The following is an 18,312-nucleotide window of genomic DNA, read 5'->3' on the forward strand; positions in this document are numbered from 1 at the left end:
ATTCCCTTCAAAAATATATTTTAAAACTTCTATGAAATTCATTTTTAAGTATTGCATAATTTTATCATTTGGGTTTATACTATACCCATAATTTTTAGAAAGGAGCAACCAAAGATGACTAACCAAATTAGCCTAGCTACAAAACAATACTTTTATTGGTTCTTTATCCAACGTACGGGTAAGGAACTATTTGTAGTACGCTAATTAAGATTGAGTTATTATTAGTTGCTTAGAATAGTAAAAGGGCTGCCCGTATTAGACTACGGGTAGCCCTTTTTTGTTTGCTATCCCGTATGGTGAGCCCTACTATTCACTGTAGTATACAAGGAGGATTTATCATGATTATTACATTGAAACAAAACGCAGCAGAAACAGAGGTGTCTCGTTTACGCAGTGAATTAGAGGAAAAAGGCTTCATTATCCATCCTGTAGAAGGTGCACGCTATAATATTTTAGGTCTTATCGGCGATACTGCATCTCTTGATGCTCGTCAAATCGAATCTCTTGATTTCGTAGATAAAGTAACTCGCATCCAAGAACCATACAAAAAAGCAAACCGTAAATTCCATCCAGATGATTCTGTAATCAACGTAGGTGGTGTATTGATCGGTGGTGGTCACTTCGCAGTAATGGCTGGCCCTTGCTCCGTAGAAACACCTGAACAAGTACTTGAAACAGCAAAAGCTTGTAAAGAAGCTGGCGCTACAATCCTTCGCGGTGGCGCTTTCAAACCTCGTACATCCCCATACTCCTTCCAAGGCATGGGCCCAGAAGGCTTAGAATTATTAGAGCTTGCTAAAAAAGAAACAGGTCTTCCTATCGTTTCTGAAGTTATGGATATTTCCCAATTACAGTACTTCGATAACGTAGATATGCTTCAAATCGGCGCTCGTAACATGCAAAACTTCACACTGTTAAAAGAAGTAGGTAAATTAAATAAACCAGTTCTTTTAAAACGTGGTTTGTCTGCTACATATGAAGAATGGTTGATGGCTGCTGAATACATCATGTCTGAAGGCAATGAACAAGTTGTATTATGCGAACGTGGTATCCGTACATTCGAAACTAAAACGCGTAATACATTAGACGTAACAGCAATCCCTATGATGCACGAATTATCCCACTTGCCAATCATCATGGACCCTAGCCACGCAGCAGGCATGAGCCGCATGGTTCGCCCACTTTCTCTTGCATCTGTAGGCGGCGGTGCAGACGGCCTTATGATTGAAGTTCACAACGATCCATCCAAAGCATTATGCGACGGCCCTCAAGCATTACGTCCAGACCAATTCACTAGCCTTATGAAAGAAGTTATCGCATTGCGCCAAGCATTGGTAGAATGCACTAAATAATCTCACATACCACACAAATAAGCTAGTATCCGTTATAATAGATACTAGCTTATTCTTTTAAGAAAGGAACCGTTATGACTCGCATCCACATTAACGCATCCACACCGTATGACGTTGTCATCGAGGAAGGCGCTTTACAACGTATCACCGATTATATTAAACCGTTAAAACCAAATTGTCGTGTTATTATCGTCAGCGATAGCAATGTGGCACCGCACTATTTGGACTCTGTGAAAGCTAATATGGAACATGCGGGTTATACTGTTTGTGATTATGTATTTCCTGCTGGTGAAAGCTCCAAAAACGCTCATCAACTCATCGATTTAGTGGAATACATGGCGGCCCAATCGTTAACACGTAAAGACCTTCTCATTGCCCTTGGAGGCGGCGTAGTAGGTGATATGGCAGGCTTTGCAGCAGCTACCTACTTACGGGGTATCGACTATGTACAGGTTCCTACATCATTATTAGCCGCTGTAGATTCCTCTGTAGGCGGTAAAACTGCGGTCAATCTAGAATCAGGTAAAAACTTGTGGGGTGCTTTCAAACAACCTATCCTTGTCCTCTGTGATCCTACAACACTTAACACCTTGCCAGACATGGAGTGGAAAAATGGATGCGGAGAAATTATTAAATATGGTTTCCTCGATGTACCAGGGTTATTAACCCAACTCGAGCATAAGCCATTAATAAAGCATCGTGATAGCGTTAGCGCAGTTATCGCTCGTTGTGTTCAAGCAAAGGCGGATATCGTAGAGCAAGACGAACGCGAATCTGGTGTGCGTGCCCTCTTAAACCTCGGTCATACCTTTGGTCATGGTATTGAAAAAGCGAGCCACTTTGAAGTCCACCATGGCTACGCCGTTGCCATGGGCATGGTCCTTATGGCGCAAGGTGCTGTCAAACATGGAGAATTAGATGCAGAGGCGTTAGACAAATTAAAGGTCCTTATCGAAGCACACGATTTACCAACCACTACGACTATACCAAAAGAAGAAATCCTAGCAGCTGCTAAACATGATAAAAAAAGTGAAGGTGCTACTATAAAAATCGTTATCCCTACTAGTTATGGTCATAGCAAACTCAAGGTTGTCACCCACGAGGAGTTAGCAACCTATCTTGATTAAGATAACTTATCTGTTACGATTAAGTTATCTAAGGTTTCTAGTACCTACAACCTGCATAATTGTTATTTGTAATATAAGGTTTACCTAATATTTAAAGGAGATTTATATGCATTCCGTAACGAACGCCATTCCTACAGGAACGATTGCGTCCATCCCAGCAAAAGCACATGCACACCGCGCATTAATTTGTGCAGCCCTTGCTAACTCTCCATCTACTGTACTATTGAGCCGTACCTCTAAAGACATCGATGCTACTATGGACTCCTTGCGAGGCTTAGGTGCTCACGTAATATATAAAAATAATATTGTCACTGTTACACCAGGGCCTGTCCCAGCAAAGGGCAATGTAGTACCTCACGAATCAGGCACTACATTACGGCTCTTATTACCTGTAGCCGCATCCATCTGTAACGATGTAGACGTAGATGCGAAAGGTCGTTTACCAGATCGCCCTCTCGAACCTATGCTAGGCGAAATGAAAGCGCATGGCATAACATTCTCCCAGGATAAACCGCCATTTACTATGACAGGTCGTCTTCAAGGGGGTAATTTCTCCATGGTAGGCGATGTAAGTAGTCAATTCTTCTCTGGTTTATTGTTGGCAGCCCCTCAAATCGGCTTATCTACTATTACCTCTACTACACCGCTTCAATCTAGCGATTATGTAACACTAACTACTGAAACAATGCGAGATTTTGGTGTCGAAGTAGAACACACTTTACCAGACACAAACATCAATGAGGCTTTCACAGTACCATTTGGTGCGTCCTTCATCGGCCGTGATAATTACCAAATCGAAGGCGATTGGTCTAATGCAGCAATCTGGATGGTGGCCGCTGGTATGACAGGCAAACCAATAACCATTACGGGCATGAACAAGAATTCTGTGCAAGCAGACCGCCGCATCATGCAAGTCATGATTGATGCAGGTTGTGATGTAGCATGGGAAGGTATGAATGTGACCGTCACAGGTCGCGCCTCTAAACCAATCCACGCCGACCTCGAGCAAATGCCTGATATGTTGCCAGTTATGGCAGCCCTTGCCTGCTCTATTTCTGGTGAAAGCGCCTTTGTTAAGGGTGCTCGCCTACGTTTAAAAGAATCTGATCGTCTTGTAGCTGTTGCCAATCTCGTAAGAGATCTAGGCGGTACCGTTCGCGAAGAAGGCGATGACCTATATATCATCGGTAGTGGTATACTTAAAGGTGGACAAGGTGATTGTGTAAATGACCATCGCCTCGTTATGGCAGGCACATTGATGGCCCTCATCAGTGAAAATCCTGTTACGTTAAAAGATAGCGAAGCTATCACAAAATCCTATCCAGACTTCTTTGAGGACTGGAATTTACTTGGCGGTAATGCACAACCGTTATAAATTGCAAACCATATCCGATGTGCTTTAATAGATAAGAATAATAGTACGTACTATATAGTAGGAGTTAATATAATGGCATCTAATTTCGGTAAAACCATACAGGTATCTACCTTTGGCGCCTCTCATGGATACGCTATCGGCGGTATTGTTGAGGGTCTACCTTGTGGACATACCATCGATATCGATGAGTTAAAAGCCTTTTTAAAGCGCCGTGCACCAGGTCAAAATCAATTAACAACACAGCGTAAGGAAGCCGATACACCTGAATTTTTAGCTGGTATTGTAGACGGCATGCTCAGTGGTTCTCCATTGGCATTTATGATCCGCAACACATCTCAACACTCTAGCGATTATAATAACTTACGCGATATCCCTCGCCCATCTCATGCGGACTTTACAGCTCGTATGCGCTACGGTGACAAGGTAGATATGCGCGGCGGCGGCCACTTTTCCGCTCGTCTAACAGCTCCACTGTGCGTAGCTGGTGGCATTGCTATCCAACTATTACGCGAAAAAGGCATCGAAATTCACGGGCATTTAAAACAAGTAGGCTCCATTCAAGATGCTCCTATCAATATGGTTCATCCAGATATGAAAGCATTAGCTAGTATTGCTACAGAGCCAATCGCTATGATTGATTCAGAAAAACGTAGTGAAGTAGAAAACCTTGTAATGAACCTCAAAAAAGATGGGGACTCTACAGGTGGCATCGTTGAAGTCGTTGCTACAGGACTACCAATTGGCCTTGGCAATCCAAACTTTGATGGCATCGAAAACCGCTTAGCTCGCGTTATCTTTGGTGTCCCTGCCATTAAAGGCGTATCCTTTGGCGGTGGCTTTGACATGTGTGCTAAGCTTGGTTCCGAAGTGAATGACGCTTTCACCATAGACGGCGACAAGATTACAACGATGACGAATAATAGCGGTGGCGTCCAAGGTGGTATTACCAATGGTTTACCACTTGTTATGCAAGTGGGTATCAAGCCAACTCCATCCATTTATAAAGAACAACATTCTGTGTCACTTTCACAAAAAGAGGACACATTGCTCACAATTCAAGGTCGTCACGACCCATGTGTGGCGCTTCGTGCAGTACCTGTAATCGAAGCCGTTACGGCCCTTGTTATTCTTGATTTCTTAGGAGATATTGACCATGAACTTAGATGAAGTACGCGTTAAAATTAACGATATAAACGACCAAATGCTCGCCCTCTTCAAAGAGCGCATGGAACTCTCCAAGGACGTTGCGGCAGCAAAAAAAGAAATGAACAAGGCTATTTACGATGCCAAACGGGAGCGAGATATCCTCGACAAAGTAACGCGAGATGCAGGTCCTGACCTTGATTTATATGCGCGTCGTTTCTTCGAAGCCTTATTCAGCTTGAGCCGTACGTACCAGTCTGAACAATTATTCCAAGATAATGAGTTCACTGTTAAAATGAAAAAGGCTATTGAGCAGTCCCCTACATTACCTCCACAACGTGGCAGCGTAGCTTGTGCTGGCGTCTTCGGTAGCAATGCGCAAGTGGCGTGCGATAAATTATTACCACTCAGCCAAATTCACTATGTAACAGGCTTCCGCGCCGTATTCGACGCCGTTGAGTCTGGTGAATGTCAATTCGGCGTATTACCTATCGAAAACAGCTCCAATGGTTCTGTAAAAGAAGTATATGACCTTCTAGAAGATCGTAAATGCTATATCGTACGTGGTACACGTCTTTGGATTTCCCACGATTTACTCGTGAAAAAAGGCACAAAACTAGAAGATATTCACACTATCATCTCCCATCCTCAAGCGTTGGGGCAATGCAGCCACTTCCTAGAGAAATTAGAAGGCGTAGAATTGCGCTCCTTCGATAACACGGCTCGTGCAGCACAGCTCGTAGCGGCTAGTGACGATCCAGGTGTAGCCGCTATCGCCGCACCTCAATGTGCAGACTTGTACAACTTGTCTCCGTTGATGCGCAACATCCAAAACAGCGATAACAACTATACCCGCTTTATCTGCATCAGCAAGGACTTCCATGTATACCCAGGGGCTAATAAAATCTCTGTGGTAACCACAGCAAGCCACGCTCCAGGTGGTCTTGGTACATTACTTACCAAGTTTGCTAACATCGGTGTCAACCTTACAAAACTTGAGTCTCGCCCTATCGTAGGCCATAACTTTGAGTTCTTGTTCTACCTCGACTTAGAAGCATCCCTAGCAGATCCAAAGGTATTGTCTGTACTAGCAGAGCTTCATACATCTCAAGATAAGTTCCGCTTGCTCGGTAATTATCCAGAAAACTAATATATTTATCCGTACTAGTGCCGATAAGGTCATATATAGTACAATGAATATAGTTATAAAATTCGAATGGCTAATAGGTACCAGCCTATTAGCCATTCTATGTATATTGACCTAGGAGGTCCTATGAAATTTGGTTTACTTGGCCGTACGTTGGGCCATAGCTTCTCCCCTCGCATTCACAGTGCGTTAGGGAATACAAATTATGAATTATTTGAACGCGAACCAAGCCAACTACAAGAGTTCTTCGCTGATCCAGAACTACAAGGCATTAACATTACCATTCCTTACAAGGTAAATGCCCTTGAAGCTTGTGATGTTGTGGATCCTCGTGCAGAACGCATCGGTTGTGTAAATACAATGGTTCGCAAGGATGGTAAATGGCACGGCTATAATACAGACTATGATGGTTTCGTGTTTACCCTACAACATGCAGGCATCGATGTATCTGGCAAGGAATGTATCATTCTTGGCGATGGCGCTTCCTCTGCTACCGTTCACGTAGCTCTCGAAGATTTAGGCGCTAAAAACATCGTTCATTTATCTCGCAAAACAGCTCCATTCTATGGTGATGCGCCAAACTATTATGAAACAGCGCAGATTATTATTAACTGCACCCCTATCGGCATGTATCCTCATAATCCAGCCAATCTCATCGATATTACGCAGTTTTCTAAATTGGAAGGCGTTATAGACCTCATCTATAATCCACGCCGTACGATTTTACTGTTACAAGCAGAAATGATGGAAATTCCTCATTGTGATGGCTTGCCATTCCTTGTAGCCCAAGGCGTTGAGGCCGCTAACCATTTCCAAGGTGAAAGCTTTGGCACAAAGGAAATCGAACAAATCCTACGCGATATGCGTCGTGAAAAGGAAAATATCATTCTCATCGGCATGCCTGGTGTAGGTAAAACAACTGTTGGTAAAGCCCTTGGGGAAGAAATGGGCCGCACTTGTGTAGATGTAGATCAAGAACTAGAAAAAGAAATCGGTGATATCTCTACCTATATTACGGAACAAGGAGAACCTGCCTTCCGTGAAAAAGAGGCGGAAATGATTGCGAAACTCGGTACTCAAACAGGCCTCGTTATCTCCACTGGCGGCGGCTGTGTAACAGTGCCTAAAAACTACGCACACCTACGCCAAAATGGTCGCATTTACCAATTAACACAACCAGTAGAAAACCTATCTACCTCCGGTCGTGTACTTTCTAGTGGCGGCATCGAACGCTTACGCGAACTCGAAGCAACTCGCACACCAATGTATGAAAGCTTTGCCCAATGCATCGTAGAACATAATCGCAATGCATCAGAAACAGTAGCAGCTATCCTAAAAGACTTTGAAGCAAACTTATTGTAAGAGCATTTACATCTGTATTTCTAGATAAAACTAAAACTCATATCTTACCTTCATAGATATAATACTAAAAGCAGTAGTTATCCCTAAAATGACTACTGCTTTTTTATATACTCTATGTATTATATGTATTTGTAGAAAACTATATTTGCAATTACAATGTAATTACAAATAGAATTAATTAACTTAACAAACTTTTAATATAAAATCAATAATATAACCAACGAATTACAATCACAAGCCAAAAGAATACTGGGAGAGATATTATGAAAACCGTAAACCTACAAGTCCGCATCAACGAAGATTTAAAACAAGAGGTATCTAGCATATTGAAAGCACAAGGTTTATCCTATACATCTATGCTAGATGCCCTCTTCCGTCAAATCATAAAAGAACGTCGCATTCCATTTACCATTGCTTTACCAACGGCACCTATAGATGAACCATCTACACCAAGCACGGTCAACAACGGCACCTATGAACAACCACAAACTACATTAAAAGCCTTGGATACTACAAGTACATATGGAGCCAGTCCTTCAAATGAGATAGACATAGCCTTCGACACAATCGATAAAACAGGTGTTCTTAACATCCGCATTAATCCTAAAGTAAAGACACTTACTACGGCAATCCTAAAAGAAATGGGATTAACCATATCATTATTGATTACGCTAATCTCAAAACAAATACAATTTTTAAAAGCAATTCCAAATTCAGTAAACAAGCCAATCGCTTGTGACTCTATGAATGCAGACTTTCTTACTGACGAAGAAATCAATCAACTACTAGAGTTGTCATATATAGATATGGAACAAGGTAACTTAATTTCAGCTGAAGATCTTTTTGAGCAACTAAAGAAAGAAGGTCTTCTTTTATGAGCTATAAAGTTTTACAGTCTTTTCACTTGATATTTTCCCTGAACGATATCCTATATATAAGACTAATAATGGAATTTATTATTTTCGAAAAATGGTGACTAAACATTATATTATCTTATACTCTATAAAAAATAAAACTGTAATAATTAAGAAAGTACTAACGCAAGGTATGAGTATATAAAAAGTCGGCTCTCGCCGACTTTTTTAATGTACTTTTATGCGTTTATGTTGTTGTTTATCGAAAACGCCATCTACGTCGATGGTATCGAGGATGCGCTTTAGTTCATGCACATCGATTTGACCTGGTGCTGATGCTTTGCCAGCAGAGGCAAAGGTCATAGCATTACCAAACAATGCTCCTGCTGTACGTGTAACAGCCCCCAATGGCCCCATAGCCATCGTAATGATTGGGTCAGATGGATACAAGGCTTTAACTTCAGCTGTTGCTTCAAGGAGGGTTAATACGTCCCCTGTTGTATGAGGCATAACAGCCATCTTTGGCACATCAGCCAAGAAGTCTTTCATTTGAATGAGACGATTTACAATAACCTCATGACTTGGTGTACCATGGAAATCATGATTACTCATAACTATGGTTACACCATGCACCTTGGCGAATTCTATCGTTTTAAGCATTCTATCTTGATCAAAGAATAGTTCGATATCAATAGCATCCACTAATCCAGTCGGAATAAGGCGCTCTAGCATTGTAAAGTAATCATGTGTAGAAATAGATTTCTCACCACCCTCACCTTTTGTGCGCCAAGTAAATAACAAAGCACGTCCTTTTAACTGAGGTTTGATGAGCATTAACAATTCAATAATAGCGTCAATGGAGTGGGCCCGCTCGTAATAGTCAATGCGCAGCTCCACTACATGACACGGTGTATTACATGCAACCGCAGTGGCATCTAAAATTTCTTTCATTGTTGTGCCTACGATAGGCACACATATCTTTGTACCCTTTTCGCCGAGTACAGCATGACCGATACGGACCATAATAACTCCTTTCCGTCCCACAGGGTGAGACAAATGACTTACCTTAAACTAACTATATACCAATATTTTGGTAAAAGCAATCAATCCGCCTATATTGGATTGCTATTCACAAAAAATGTATGAAAGCCTGTCATTATGCACTAAAATAGTATTTTTAGATGAACCATTAACATCATTTTTTGTTATATCCCATCTTCTCAATCTTATTAAAATTGGTCAGATTATTCAGATTTTATAACCAACCACTAAGATAAAAAGATACCTTATTCAATCGCTAAAGCAATCGAACAAGGTATCTTTTTAAAATTACCGTCAAAATATATTAATCATGTTGTACAGATAATTTGCGAGCTTGGAAGCTCATATAAAGTAATAGCAAGCCGGTAATACTAAATACATAGGATATGCCAATGTAGGTGGATACTATACTTGCAAATACAGGGCCTACCATGGAACCAAATTGTTGAGCAGTCGTAGTCATACCAAACATGCGTCCCCTAAAGTTTGGGTCAGTATTGAGTGTTACAGCAGCACTCAAGGATGGGTTAATACCTACTATACAAGACCCAATGAGTATTTGTAATACACCAAACCACCAGATACCTACTGGTAAGCTTTGAAGTAATAAAACGATACCACTACCGATCATACAATAGGAAATGGTCTTAAAATAACCACGACGTTCACCAAGACGAACCCATAGATTTGTCGTCAAGGAACCTGCTAGACCACCAATACTAAGGATTGTACCCGAAATAATAGCCGCCCCTTCCATAGTGCCTTGCATATCTCCTACATAGAGCGCCAAAATAGGCTGCAGCATCATAATAGCACATTGCATGAAGAAGAAAATCCACAATAACCGTACTAATACAGGCTGTTGTTGGACTGCTTTAAAGTCCTCACGCAAGGATGTAGATTTTATAGGGTGAGCAGCTTGCTCTTTTTCATCAGCATCCTTAGCATGTAATTTGGGTTCTTTCACAAAAAATAATACTGCCAAAGTCGCAATAAATACCGCAATACCTGATACATAAAATACAGGCCGCATGCCTACAACACTTTCAACGGCACCACCTAAAAATGGACCGATGACATTGCCTAAGATAAGACCGGTTTGGAATATGCCTAGTGCTCTACCAACTTGTTTCTCATCCACACTAAGGGACACCATGGTCATTGCCGCCGGATAAAATCCATTAGCAAAACCAACTAAGGCCCGTCCCATGAGTAATTGATATTGGTCTGTAACTAAGCCAATTAATACATAACAGATAGCGATGGCAAAGCCTGCACGCAAGGCCATCCGTTTTTTCCCTTTATTATCAGCAATCTTTCCCCATATAGGAGCCATAATGCCGGCGATAAGGAAGGTAATACCAAAGACGAGGCCAGACCAGAGAGCTACATCATCCTTTGGTACACCTAATTCCAATAGATAGATAGGTAAGAACGGAATAATCATGGTGTAGCATATGGCAAGGACGGTCATACTAGCTGTAATAATCCATACATTGCGCATACCCCCACGAATATCGTATTCAGTTGTACTCATATTGACCTCCCCTCCATATAGAAAGAAGAGCCGCATATGAAACGCGACTCTTTCAATAAAATTACCTAGACAATAGCCATGCAAGCCCGTGTGCACGTAAAAATTACATTCCCTAAACTAATCCTAGGGAATCACCAACTATGCCTCTGGGAACTTGTGATCCATTACATCCTGTAAGGAAACACGTTCCATAACATGGCGGAATTCTGCTTGTAAATGTTGCCACAACGGTGCCGTCAAGCAATCATTAAACATAGGACATGGCTCTACATCATCTTCTAAACAAGATACGAGAGCAATAGAGTCCTCTGCAGCATATAAAATTTCATATACATTGTATTCAGATGGAGATTTTACCAAGCGATATCCACCGTATTTGCCACGACCACTTTTAACGAGGCCAGCGGAGGATAGACGAGATACAATCCCCTCTAAGTATTTATCGGAAAATCCTTGGCGTTCTGCAATTTCACGGATTGGAACGTTTTTTTCTACTCCGTGTTCTGCAATATCCGCCAATATCCGTAAGGCATAACGCCCTTTAGTAGATATTTTCATAAGTTAACCTCTAAGTCATTCATAATATATTTATAGTATATCACAAATTCATACAAAAAATGGTGGGAAATATGGTACACTATACATATATCGAAATATTTTATTTGGGTATTTTTTAATTTTATATTGGGAGGATGTTATCTAATGTTAGATAAACTATTTCAACTCAGTGAACGCGGTACAACTGTTAAAACCGAAATTTTAGCTGGTATTACTACGTTTATCACGATGGCGTATATCCTATTCTTGGCGCCTAACATTCTTAGTCTTGCAGGGATGGATAAAGATGCAGTCCTCATCGCTACAGCCTTAGGTGGTGGCCTTGTAACGATTGCTATGGGTTTATTCGTAAACTATCCTATTGCCCTCGCTCCAGGGGTTGGCCTCTTAGCCTTTTACTCCTTTACCGTAGTTCTCGGTATGGGCGTATCCTGGCAAACGGCATTGGGTGCGGTATTTATCTCCGGTCTTGTATTCCTCGTATTAACGCTTACGTCGATACGACAAATGATCGTTGAAGGCATCCCCGCCTCTATGAAAGTTGCCATTACCGTTGGTATCGGCCTCTTCATCGCTATCATCGGCTTAAAATTATCCGGCTTGATGGCTATCTCTATTAGTTTGTCTCCAAACTCCTTAGGTCAAGTTGTGCAAACGCACGGTAATTTAGTGCCGCCTGCGTCCGAAGCGCTTTTAACACTTGGTAATTTGCACAGTGGCGAAACATTGTTGGCTCTATTCTCCCTCATCTTTACAGCTCTATTGATGGCTCGTAAAATTCAAGGCTCTCTCTTGATTGGTGTGGCAGCAACAACAATTCTTTCCTACGCTACTGGCCTTTCCACAATGCCTGAGAACTTCACTGTATTAGCAGTGCCTGATTTCTCTAAAGCAGCATTCCTTCAATTAGATATTCCTAGTGCTCTCCACATGGGCTTAATCACGATTATCTTCTCCTTCACCTTCGTAGAGTTGTTCGACTCCATGGGTACCTTGATTGGTACTGCAACAGAGGCGAAAATTGCGGATCCTAAATCTGGAAAATTCCCAGGTCTTGGTAAAGCCATGACTGTCGATGCTATCGGTGTTAGTGCTGGTGCATTGCTCGGTACGTCTACGATTACTGCCTTTGTTGAAAGTGCGGCAGGTGTAGGCGCTGGTGGCCGTACAGGCTTAACAGCTGTCACAACAGGCGTATTATTCTTGATCTGCTTGTTCTTGGCTCCAATCGTATCCTTGGTACCAAATGCAGCAACATCTCCTGTTCTCATCATCGTTGGCGCCCTCATGTTAGGCGCTATCAGAAATATCGACTTCGATGATTGGACAGAAGGCTTCCCAGCATACCTAGTTATCGTTTTGATGCCTTTCACATATAGCATCGCTAACGGTATCTCTGCAGGTCTCGTTGCATACCCTATACTCAAGATCATTTCTGGTCGTGCAAAAGAGGTTAACTGGATTATGTACGTATTGGCGGTACTCGTTATCATCCGCTACGTATTCTTCTAATTAACGTATGGCCCATAATTATGCTATTAGTGAACGCTAAGTTATATTAAATGGCTATAAATTCAATACTGTACTAAGAACTAAGTATATGTAAATTACATATACTAAAAGAACCTATCTCCAAAGATATAAAAAAATATCTAGGAGATAGGGCTTATAGGACAAAAAGTGTGTGTAAAAACCCTTATAACACTAGATATTTACTAGTGTTATAAGGGTTTAATCTTTTTCTGGAGAAGTTTGAGGGTGGACAAAAAGTGTGGGTGAAAACATCAATTAACCCTTGTAATTACTGACTAAAATGATGTTATATCTTCCTATATATAAACAAATATGGAGGAAGAGTTTATGCGACAAATAAAATGTCCTGATTGTAATGAAAAATGTATTAAACATGGTGTTTTAAAATCTGGTTCTCAGCGTTGGTTTTGCAAACATTGTAAGGTGGCATTTACCGTTAAAATTAATAATTTAAGTAAAGAGTTAAACCTATTCTTGAATTGGTTATTTAGTACCGATATTCAAGCTGATATGCCTGGTAAAGGTCGTACATTTAGGCGTAAAACCGTTAAATTTTGGTCCATATGGCCATTGCCACCAAAAGTGGAAGAAGTACATGATGTGGTATATCTTGATGGAATTTACTTATCTAGGAATTTATGTGTGTTGATTTGTTGCAATGATACTCATGTTCTAGGATGGTATGTCTGCCGTTATGAGCATGCTAGAGCTTGGCAGTGCTTAATGGAACGGATTGTTGAACCTAAAGTCGTTGTGTCTGATGGTGCTAATGGTTTACCTAAAGCATTACGAAAAGTTTGGCCTCATAGTAGCCACCAAAGATGCCTATTTCATATTTTTTGTCAGGTTAGACGATATACGACAAGTAGACCTAAAACGTTAGCTGGGAAGGACCTTTATAGTCTTGCCAAAGCTTTATTTAATGTGAAAACAATGGATCAAGCCTTTATATGGATTAATGAGCTTTCAGCGTGGCGCATGACATATTCTGATTTTTTACGAGAAATGACGATTGATGAATTTGGAAACAAACGCTCTACACATGAGCGTTTGCTTAAAGCTGAATCATCATTATGGCGCCTGATTAGGCAACAAACTTTATTTACATTTTTGGAATGCATTGATATTACAGTACCTACAACAAATAATCGTATTGAAGGTGGAGTAAATGCTCAACTAAGAAGCATGTTACGGGCTCATAGGGGTCTTTCACTTGAAAGAAGACTAAAAGCGGTCTATTGGTGGTGCTATATGCACTCACCAAGACCGCTTTCTATTTCAGATATATTAAATTGTATGCCTACAGATGAATCGATTGCTGCTATCTACAAAACGGTTATCTGAATTATTGCCAAATAGATCGTTCAATCCCTCAATGGGGTGATGCTCCTGTTTGGAATGAGCTACATATGTCTACAGATTTTCCAACTTATTGGGATTAGTCACACACACTTTTTGTCCTATAACCCGAGATAGGTCCTTTTTTTATGTACTCTTTTCTTAGGAAAAACTAATACCAGGTACTAACGAATTATTTTACACCGATTAAATCTGTACGATTTGGATCGATATCTTTTAACGGCACTACATGATCTCTATAAAAGTCTGCTTCAGATGCTTTCACAGGCACTTGGAAGAACAAGAAATACGCCATATTATCCTTGTACCACGTAACACTGCGCACTAAGCCCTTATCTACATCACCTGTATAGTGAACGTCGCCTATTGGAGTAGAGTCAGTCCACTGTACGTCATGATACTCCAATGGAATATATTCTTCAGGCCAAACCGTATCCATAGAGTAACTCATGCGGAAGACCATAGTATGAGTTACCCAACGGCCACTGCGTTCTTGGTACTCTTCACCTTGCTTCCAATATACAGTTTCTAATACATCATTATCATAAAAATGTGTAGCATAGTATGTATAGCCAAACGGTAAATAACTTGGTACAGACACGTCATAAGACACCTTATGAGATGCATTAATTACACCGCTAGGTAAACCGATGGATTTGCTCGTAAGTATAGGCCACACAGAATTCGTATGTGTACGCACTGGTAAAGGAATCGATTCATAAGGAGGCCAATCTACTTTAACATTTTGTTTACCCTGTTCTTCAACATTTTGTTTAATAGGTTCTTCAATATTTTGTTTATCATTTCGATCACCACGTAATCGAGTATCATCAGCGGCTACGTTGCTCAAAGGACCTACAGAGTCTACAATTTTGCTTACAAAGTTTGGGTTTCTTGATGAAGCAAAGTAGAGCATATGAACTTTATTATCTTTTTCCCAGTAAGCAATTTGAATAGCGTCTTTTCTAGAGCCTAACGTATATACAGAAATCCCATTAGGGGTAATAAAGCTAACTGCATCCTTAGCTTTATAATTTGTCTTTTCTAATATAGGTGTTACCACTGTATCGATAGCCCACCCCATACGATATACAATATCTGTATTAGAGAAGGTTAATTTCGGACCATATTCTCCATCACGGCCCGTTTCTGTATATACGATTTCTAATACATCATGGTCTTTGGCCTTTACATCCCGTACTGCATAGTCTTTAGGCATATAAGATGGCACTTGTAATGGATAACCAAACTCCTGCACGGCACTCTCAATATTAGTTTCAACTATATCATAATCATCAACTTGATCATACCAGCGATAACGATCCATAAGTTTTTGATTATCATCGATAGTTTTCTGATTATCTACATCTCGTTCAACAGGAACAGTGTTACCATTTTTATCGATTAACGGGTATGTAGCACTCACTGGCTGTCCCCCAAACATACTGACTGCTGTAGCCATCGTGGCACATAAAATGGCAGCTCTTATTATTTTCTTCATATTCTCTCCTCTTTGAGCGGTTACACACGTTTCCGCTTTATTTCAAGTCAATCACTACGTAATCTATCTATATTTTTACAGGCTCCACATGTTCCTTATAGAATTCAGCATCCACAGCTTTCACAGGTTCTAAGAACAATAAGGAGTATGCCATACCGTCCTTTGTCCACGTAATGCTGCGGATCAGTTGTGCTGCTGGATCACCGGTATAAAAGACTTCACCGGATTCACCTTGTTCAGACCATTCAAAGTCCTTATACTCAGCAGGAACATACGGCACATCTTTTACATCGTTCACGGAATAGCCCATTCTATAAACAAAAATACTAGCGAGATTTTTCTTACCAGCTCGATATGTTTGGGAATTTTTTATAAAATATACAACCTCTAATACATCATTTTTGTCTTGCCGCACTGTATAGATTTCATAACCATAAGGGATATAGCTAGGGGCCTTAACCTCATATGGAAGCTTCTGTGCTGCCTCTCTTAGATGTCCGTTAAAAGTATGCGCCTTTTGTGTATTCTCTATAGGCCACTCATGAAAGTGCCACTGTAAACTGTCAGTTCTAGGCTCTACATTTTTAAAATTATGTCCTAGCTTAAGTGTATTAGTAAATACAGACTGATTTGTAGTATCAGGAGTATCTACAGTTTCTGCTGTTGCCATTCCTACAGATAGTAACCCAGCAGCAATAACAGCTAAAACGGACTTATACATTATTTTTCTCATATTATTTCCTCGTTAAGCAGTTAGAAATTTCACCGCTATTACATAATATATTGTTCTAGATACGGTTTGTATAATATCCAGCTTATCTGCTAAGGAATCATTCGTTCTCTATCATATTCAGCTCTTGTTTTGTTTGAAATCTTCGTAACCGGATAGTTTCCTAATAATTCATAATGTGAGCTATCTATATTTTTTACAGGCACCACATGTTCCTTATAGAATTCAGCATCAACTGCTTTCACAGGTTCTAAGAAGAATAAGGAGTACGCCATGCCGCCTTCCGTCCACGTAATGCTACGGATTAGTTGTACGCCTGGCTTACCTGTATAATACACCTTGCCAGATTCACCTTGTTCAGACCATTCATAGTCCTTGTACTCTGCAGGAATATACGCTGTATCTCTTACGGTATCCAAGGAATATCCCATTCGATAAGCCATAACATTAGTAATAAATTTATTCCCATCCTGGTAGATAGGCCCGCCTCTTTTGTAATATACAACCTCTAAGACATCATTTTGATCGTGACGCGCTGTATAAAGCTGATATCCAAAAGGTATATAACTAGGTACTTCAGCCTCATAAGGCAATTTCTGAATAGCCTCTGCTACCCCCTTAAAGTTACGAGCACTGTCTTGAGTCATCATAGGCCAGCCTACTAATTGCATTCTTGGTATTTGTATAATTGCAGAAGCATTATTCATGTTTGGCGTAATATTTTTAGACTTAGATACGGTCTCAGAATTATTATTAGATACAGACTGATCAACAGTATCTGCGGATACATAGCTTATAGATACTAAACCAACAGCTATAGCAGCTAAAATAGATTTACATATTAATTTTTTCATATTCTCTCCACTTATAACAATTTATAATATGCTCCACACATATAATGATATATTTTCTTATTTATATCAGAAATACCATTTCTATTCTGTTGCCCATGCTACATCATAAAACTTTTATAAAACCTATCCTGAAAGTAAGTTCTCTTAATTAGAGAGCTATATTGTATTTATTTTACATAAAAAAATCCTACTGAACACTATATGATAATAGAGTTCAATAGGATGTTGTATCGTTATTTAGTTAATGGAGGCATAATAACATCTTGCTCAAATTGTCTTCTTCTTTTTGCAGTATAATCTACCACTTTAATTTGAACTACACCTACAGAGTTTACCATGGCTTCCGTAAAAGTAAACTCCCGAGTTGTCTGATGTTTCATCAATACTTGTAAACCATGAGTCTTTTCATCAATAGCCTCTAAATAGGTAGCCTCTCCTCGCCCCATCACACTAGAGTATACCGAGCTATATTTACATGGTATATCTCCACCTGAAACGAGGGCTTCATCACTACCATCAATTTCAATAAATACATGTGGATTCGCTTGAATCAAACTAAACTTTTTCCCCTCATAATGGCCATGTACATAGATATAAAGTACCTCATCTATAAATTCATATCCAAAATGTAGGGGTACTACATAAGGGTAATCACCATCCATCATGCCTAGGTGAATAATACGAGTACTATTTAAAATGCCCTTAATTTCATCTATATCTGTAACTATGCGATCTTGTCGTCTCATAATAATAGCCTCCACGATTTTAGTAAAAGATAATCTATGTATTATTATAGCAAATTTTTTAAACCTTTTAAGGCATAGTATCCTTTTAAAAAT

15 protein-coding genes and 1 pseudogene are annotated in these 18,312 nt (G+C 40.1%); 9 read left to right on the plus strand and 7 right to left on the minus strand.

The window, feature by feature from the left end:
* Window positions 1-338: 338 nt before the first annotated feature.
* The 7 genes from aroF to VCHSUH04_RS01435 all read left to right on the plus strand — a co-directional run bounded on the left by aroF (window position 339) and on the right by VCHSUH04_RS01435 (window position 8,384).
* Entirely contained in the window at window positions 339-1,352 is a 1,014-nt protein-coding gene (gene aroF / locus VCHSUH04_RS01405) for a 3-deoxy-7-phosphoheptulonate synthase (RefSeq protein WP_105085021.1), read from the plus strand.
* 74 nt (window positions 1,353-1,426) lie between these two features.
* Window positions 1,427-2,479, plus strand: a complete 1,053-nt coding sequence (gene aroB / locus VCHSUH04_RS01410; protein WP_105085022.1) for a 3-dehydroquinate synthase — start codon at window positions 1,427-1,429, stop codon at window positions 2,477-2,479.
* A gap of 106 nt (window positions 2,480-2,585) precedes the next feature.
* On the plus strand, window positions 2,586-3,854 hold the full coding sequence (gene aroA / locus VCHSUH04_RS01415) for a 3-phosphoshikimate 1-carboxyvinyltransferase (protein ID WP_105085023.1): 1,269 nt from the start codon (window positions 2,586-2,588) through the stop codon (window positions 3,852-3,854).
* A gap of 72 nt (window positions 3,855-3,926) precedes the next feature.
* Window positions 3,927-5,021, plus strand: coding sequence for a chorismate synthase (aroC, locus tag VCHSUH04_RS01420; RefSeq protein WP_105085024.1), 1,095 nt, complete (start codon window positions 3,927-3,929; stop codon window positions 5,019-5,021).
* Window positions 5,008-6,147 carry a bifunctional chorismate mutase/prephenate dehydratase gene (locus tag VCHSUH04_RS01425; protein WP_005379588.1) on the plus strand — a complete coding sequence of 380 codons (1,140 nt, stop codon included), beginning with the start codon at window positions 5,008-5,010 and terminating at the stop codon, window positions 6,145-6,147. The genes aroC and VCHSUH04_RS01425 overlap by 14 nt, the downstream gene beginning before the upstream one ends.
* Window positions 6,148-6,270: 123 nt before the next feature.
* The gene (locus VCHSUH04_RS01430; RefSeq protein ID WP_105085025.1) at window positions 6,271-7,506 is read left to right on the plus strand and encodes a shikimate kinase; all 1,236 of its coding nucleotides are present in this window, start codon (window positions 6,271-6,273) and stop codon (window positions 7,504-7,506) included.
* Window positions 7,507-7,769: 263 nt separating this feature from the next.
* Window positions 7,770-8,384 (plus strand): type II toxin-antitoxin system RelB/DinJ family antitoxin, encoded by a 615-nt coding sequence (locus VCHSUH04_RS01435; RefSeq protein ID WP_105085026.1) that lies wholly within the window; start codon window positions 7,770-7,772, stop codon window positions 8,382-8,384.
* A 204-nt stretch (window positions 8,385-8,588) separates the two neighbouring features.
* Here the strand turns inward: VCHSUH04_RS01435 and aroD are convergent, their stop codons facing one another.
* From aroD to VCHSUH04_RS01450, 3 genes are all read right to left on the minus strand, one after another.
* Window positions 8,589-9,383: a type I 3-dehydroquinate dehydratase gene (gene aroD / locus VCHSUH04_RS01440; RefSeq protein WP_105085027.1), complete on the minus strand. Its 795-nt coding sequence runs from the start codon at window positions 9,381-9,383 to the stop codon at window positions 8,589-8,591.
* 322 nt (window positions 9,384-9,705) lie between these two features.
* Window positions 9,706-10,938: an MFS transporter gene (locus tag VCHSUH04_RS01445; RefSeq protein ID WP_105085028.1), complete on the minus strand. Its 1,233-nt coding sequence runs from the start codon at window positions 10,936-10,938 to the stop codon at window positions 9,706-9,708.
* Between the two features lie 138 nt (window positions 10,939-11,076).
* Complete coding sequence (locus tag VCHSUH04_RS01450; protein WP_105085029.1) at window positions 11,077-11,496, minus strand: Rrf2 family transcriptional regulator; 420 nt, start codon at window positions 11,494-11,496, stop codon at window positions 11,077-11,079.
* A gap of 144 nt (window positions 11,497-11,640) precedes the next feature.
* Here VCHSUH04_RS01450 and VCHSUH04_RS01455 point away from each other — a divergent pair, with 144 nt between their 5' ends.
* Entirely contained in the window at window positions 11,641-13,008 is a 1,368-nt protein-coding gene (locus tag VCHSUH04_RS01455) for an NCS2 family permease (RefSeq protein ID WP_105085030.1), read from the plus strand.
* 348 nt (window positions 13,009-13,356) lie between these two features.
* Window positions 13,357-14,471 (plus strand): annotated as a pseudogene (locus VCHSUH04_RS01460) (IS1249 family transposase).
* A gap of 89 nt (window positions 14,472-14,560) precedes the next feature.
* On the opposite strand, the gene VCHSUH04_RS01465 reads toward VCHSUH04_RS01460, so the two are convergent.
* The 4 genes from VCHSUH04_RS01465 to VCHSUH04_RS01480 all read right to left on the minus strand — a co-directional run bounded on the left by VCHSUH04_RS01465 (window position 14,561) and on the right by VCHSUH04_RS01480 (window position 18,219).
* A complete protein-coding gene (locus tag VCHSUH04_RS01465) occupies window positions 14,561-15,889 on the minus strand; it encodes a hypothetical protein (RefSeq protein ID WP_105085031.1) in 1,329 nt (442 codons plus the stop codon).
* A gap of 67 nt (window positions 15,890-15,956) precedes the next feature.
* Window positions 15,957-16,622: a hypothetical protein gene (locus tag VCHSUH04_RS01470; RefSeq protein WP_199176410.1), complete on the minus strand. Its 666-nt coding sequence runs from the start codon at window positions 16,620-16,622 to the stop codon at window positions 15,957-15,959.
* Between the two features lie 89 nt (window positions 16,623-16,711).
* Complete coding sequence (locus VCHSUH04_RS01475) at window positions 16,712-17,473, minus strand: hypothetical protein (protein ID WP_105085033.1); 762 nt, start codon at window positions 17,471-17,473, stop codon at window positions 16,712-16,714.
* Between the two features lie 233 nt (window positions 17,474-17,706).
* Entirely contained in the window at window positions 17,707-18,219 is a 513-nt protein-coding gene (locus VCHSUH04_RS01480; RefSeq protein ID WP_105085034.1) for a pyridoxamine 5'-phosphate oxidase family protein, read from the minus strand.
* Window positions 18,220-18,312 lie beyond the last annotated feature (93 nt).

Source organism: Veillonella sp. T14073-2, from assembly GCF_002959875.1.
Taxonomy (GTDB): domain Bacteria; phylum Bacillota; class Negativicutes; order Veillonellales; family Veillonellaceae; genus Veillonella; species Veillonella infantium.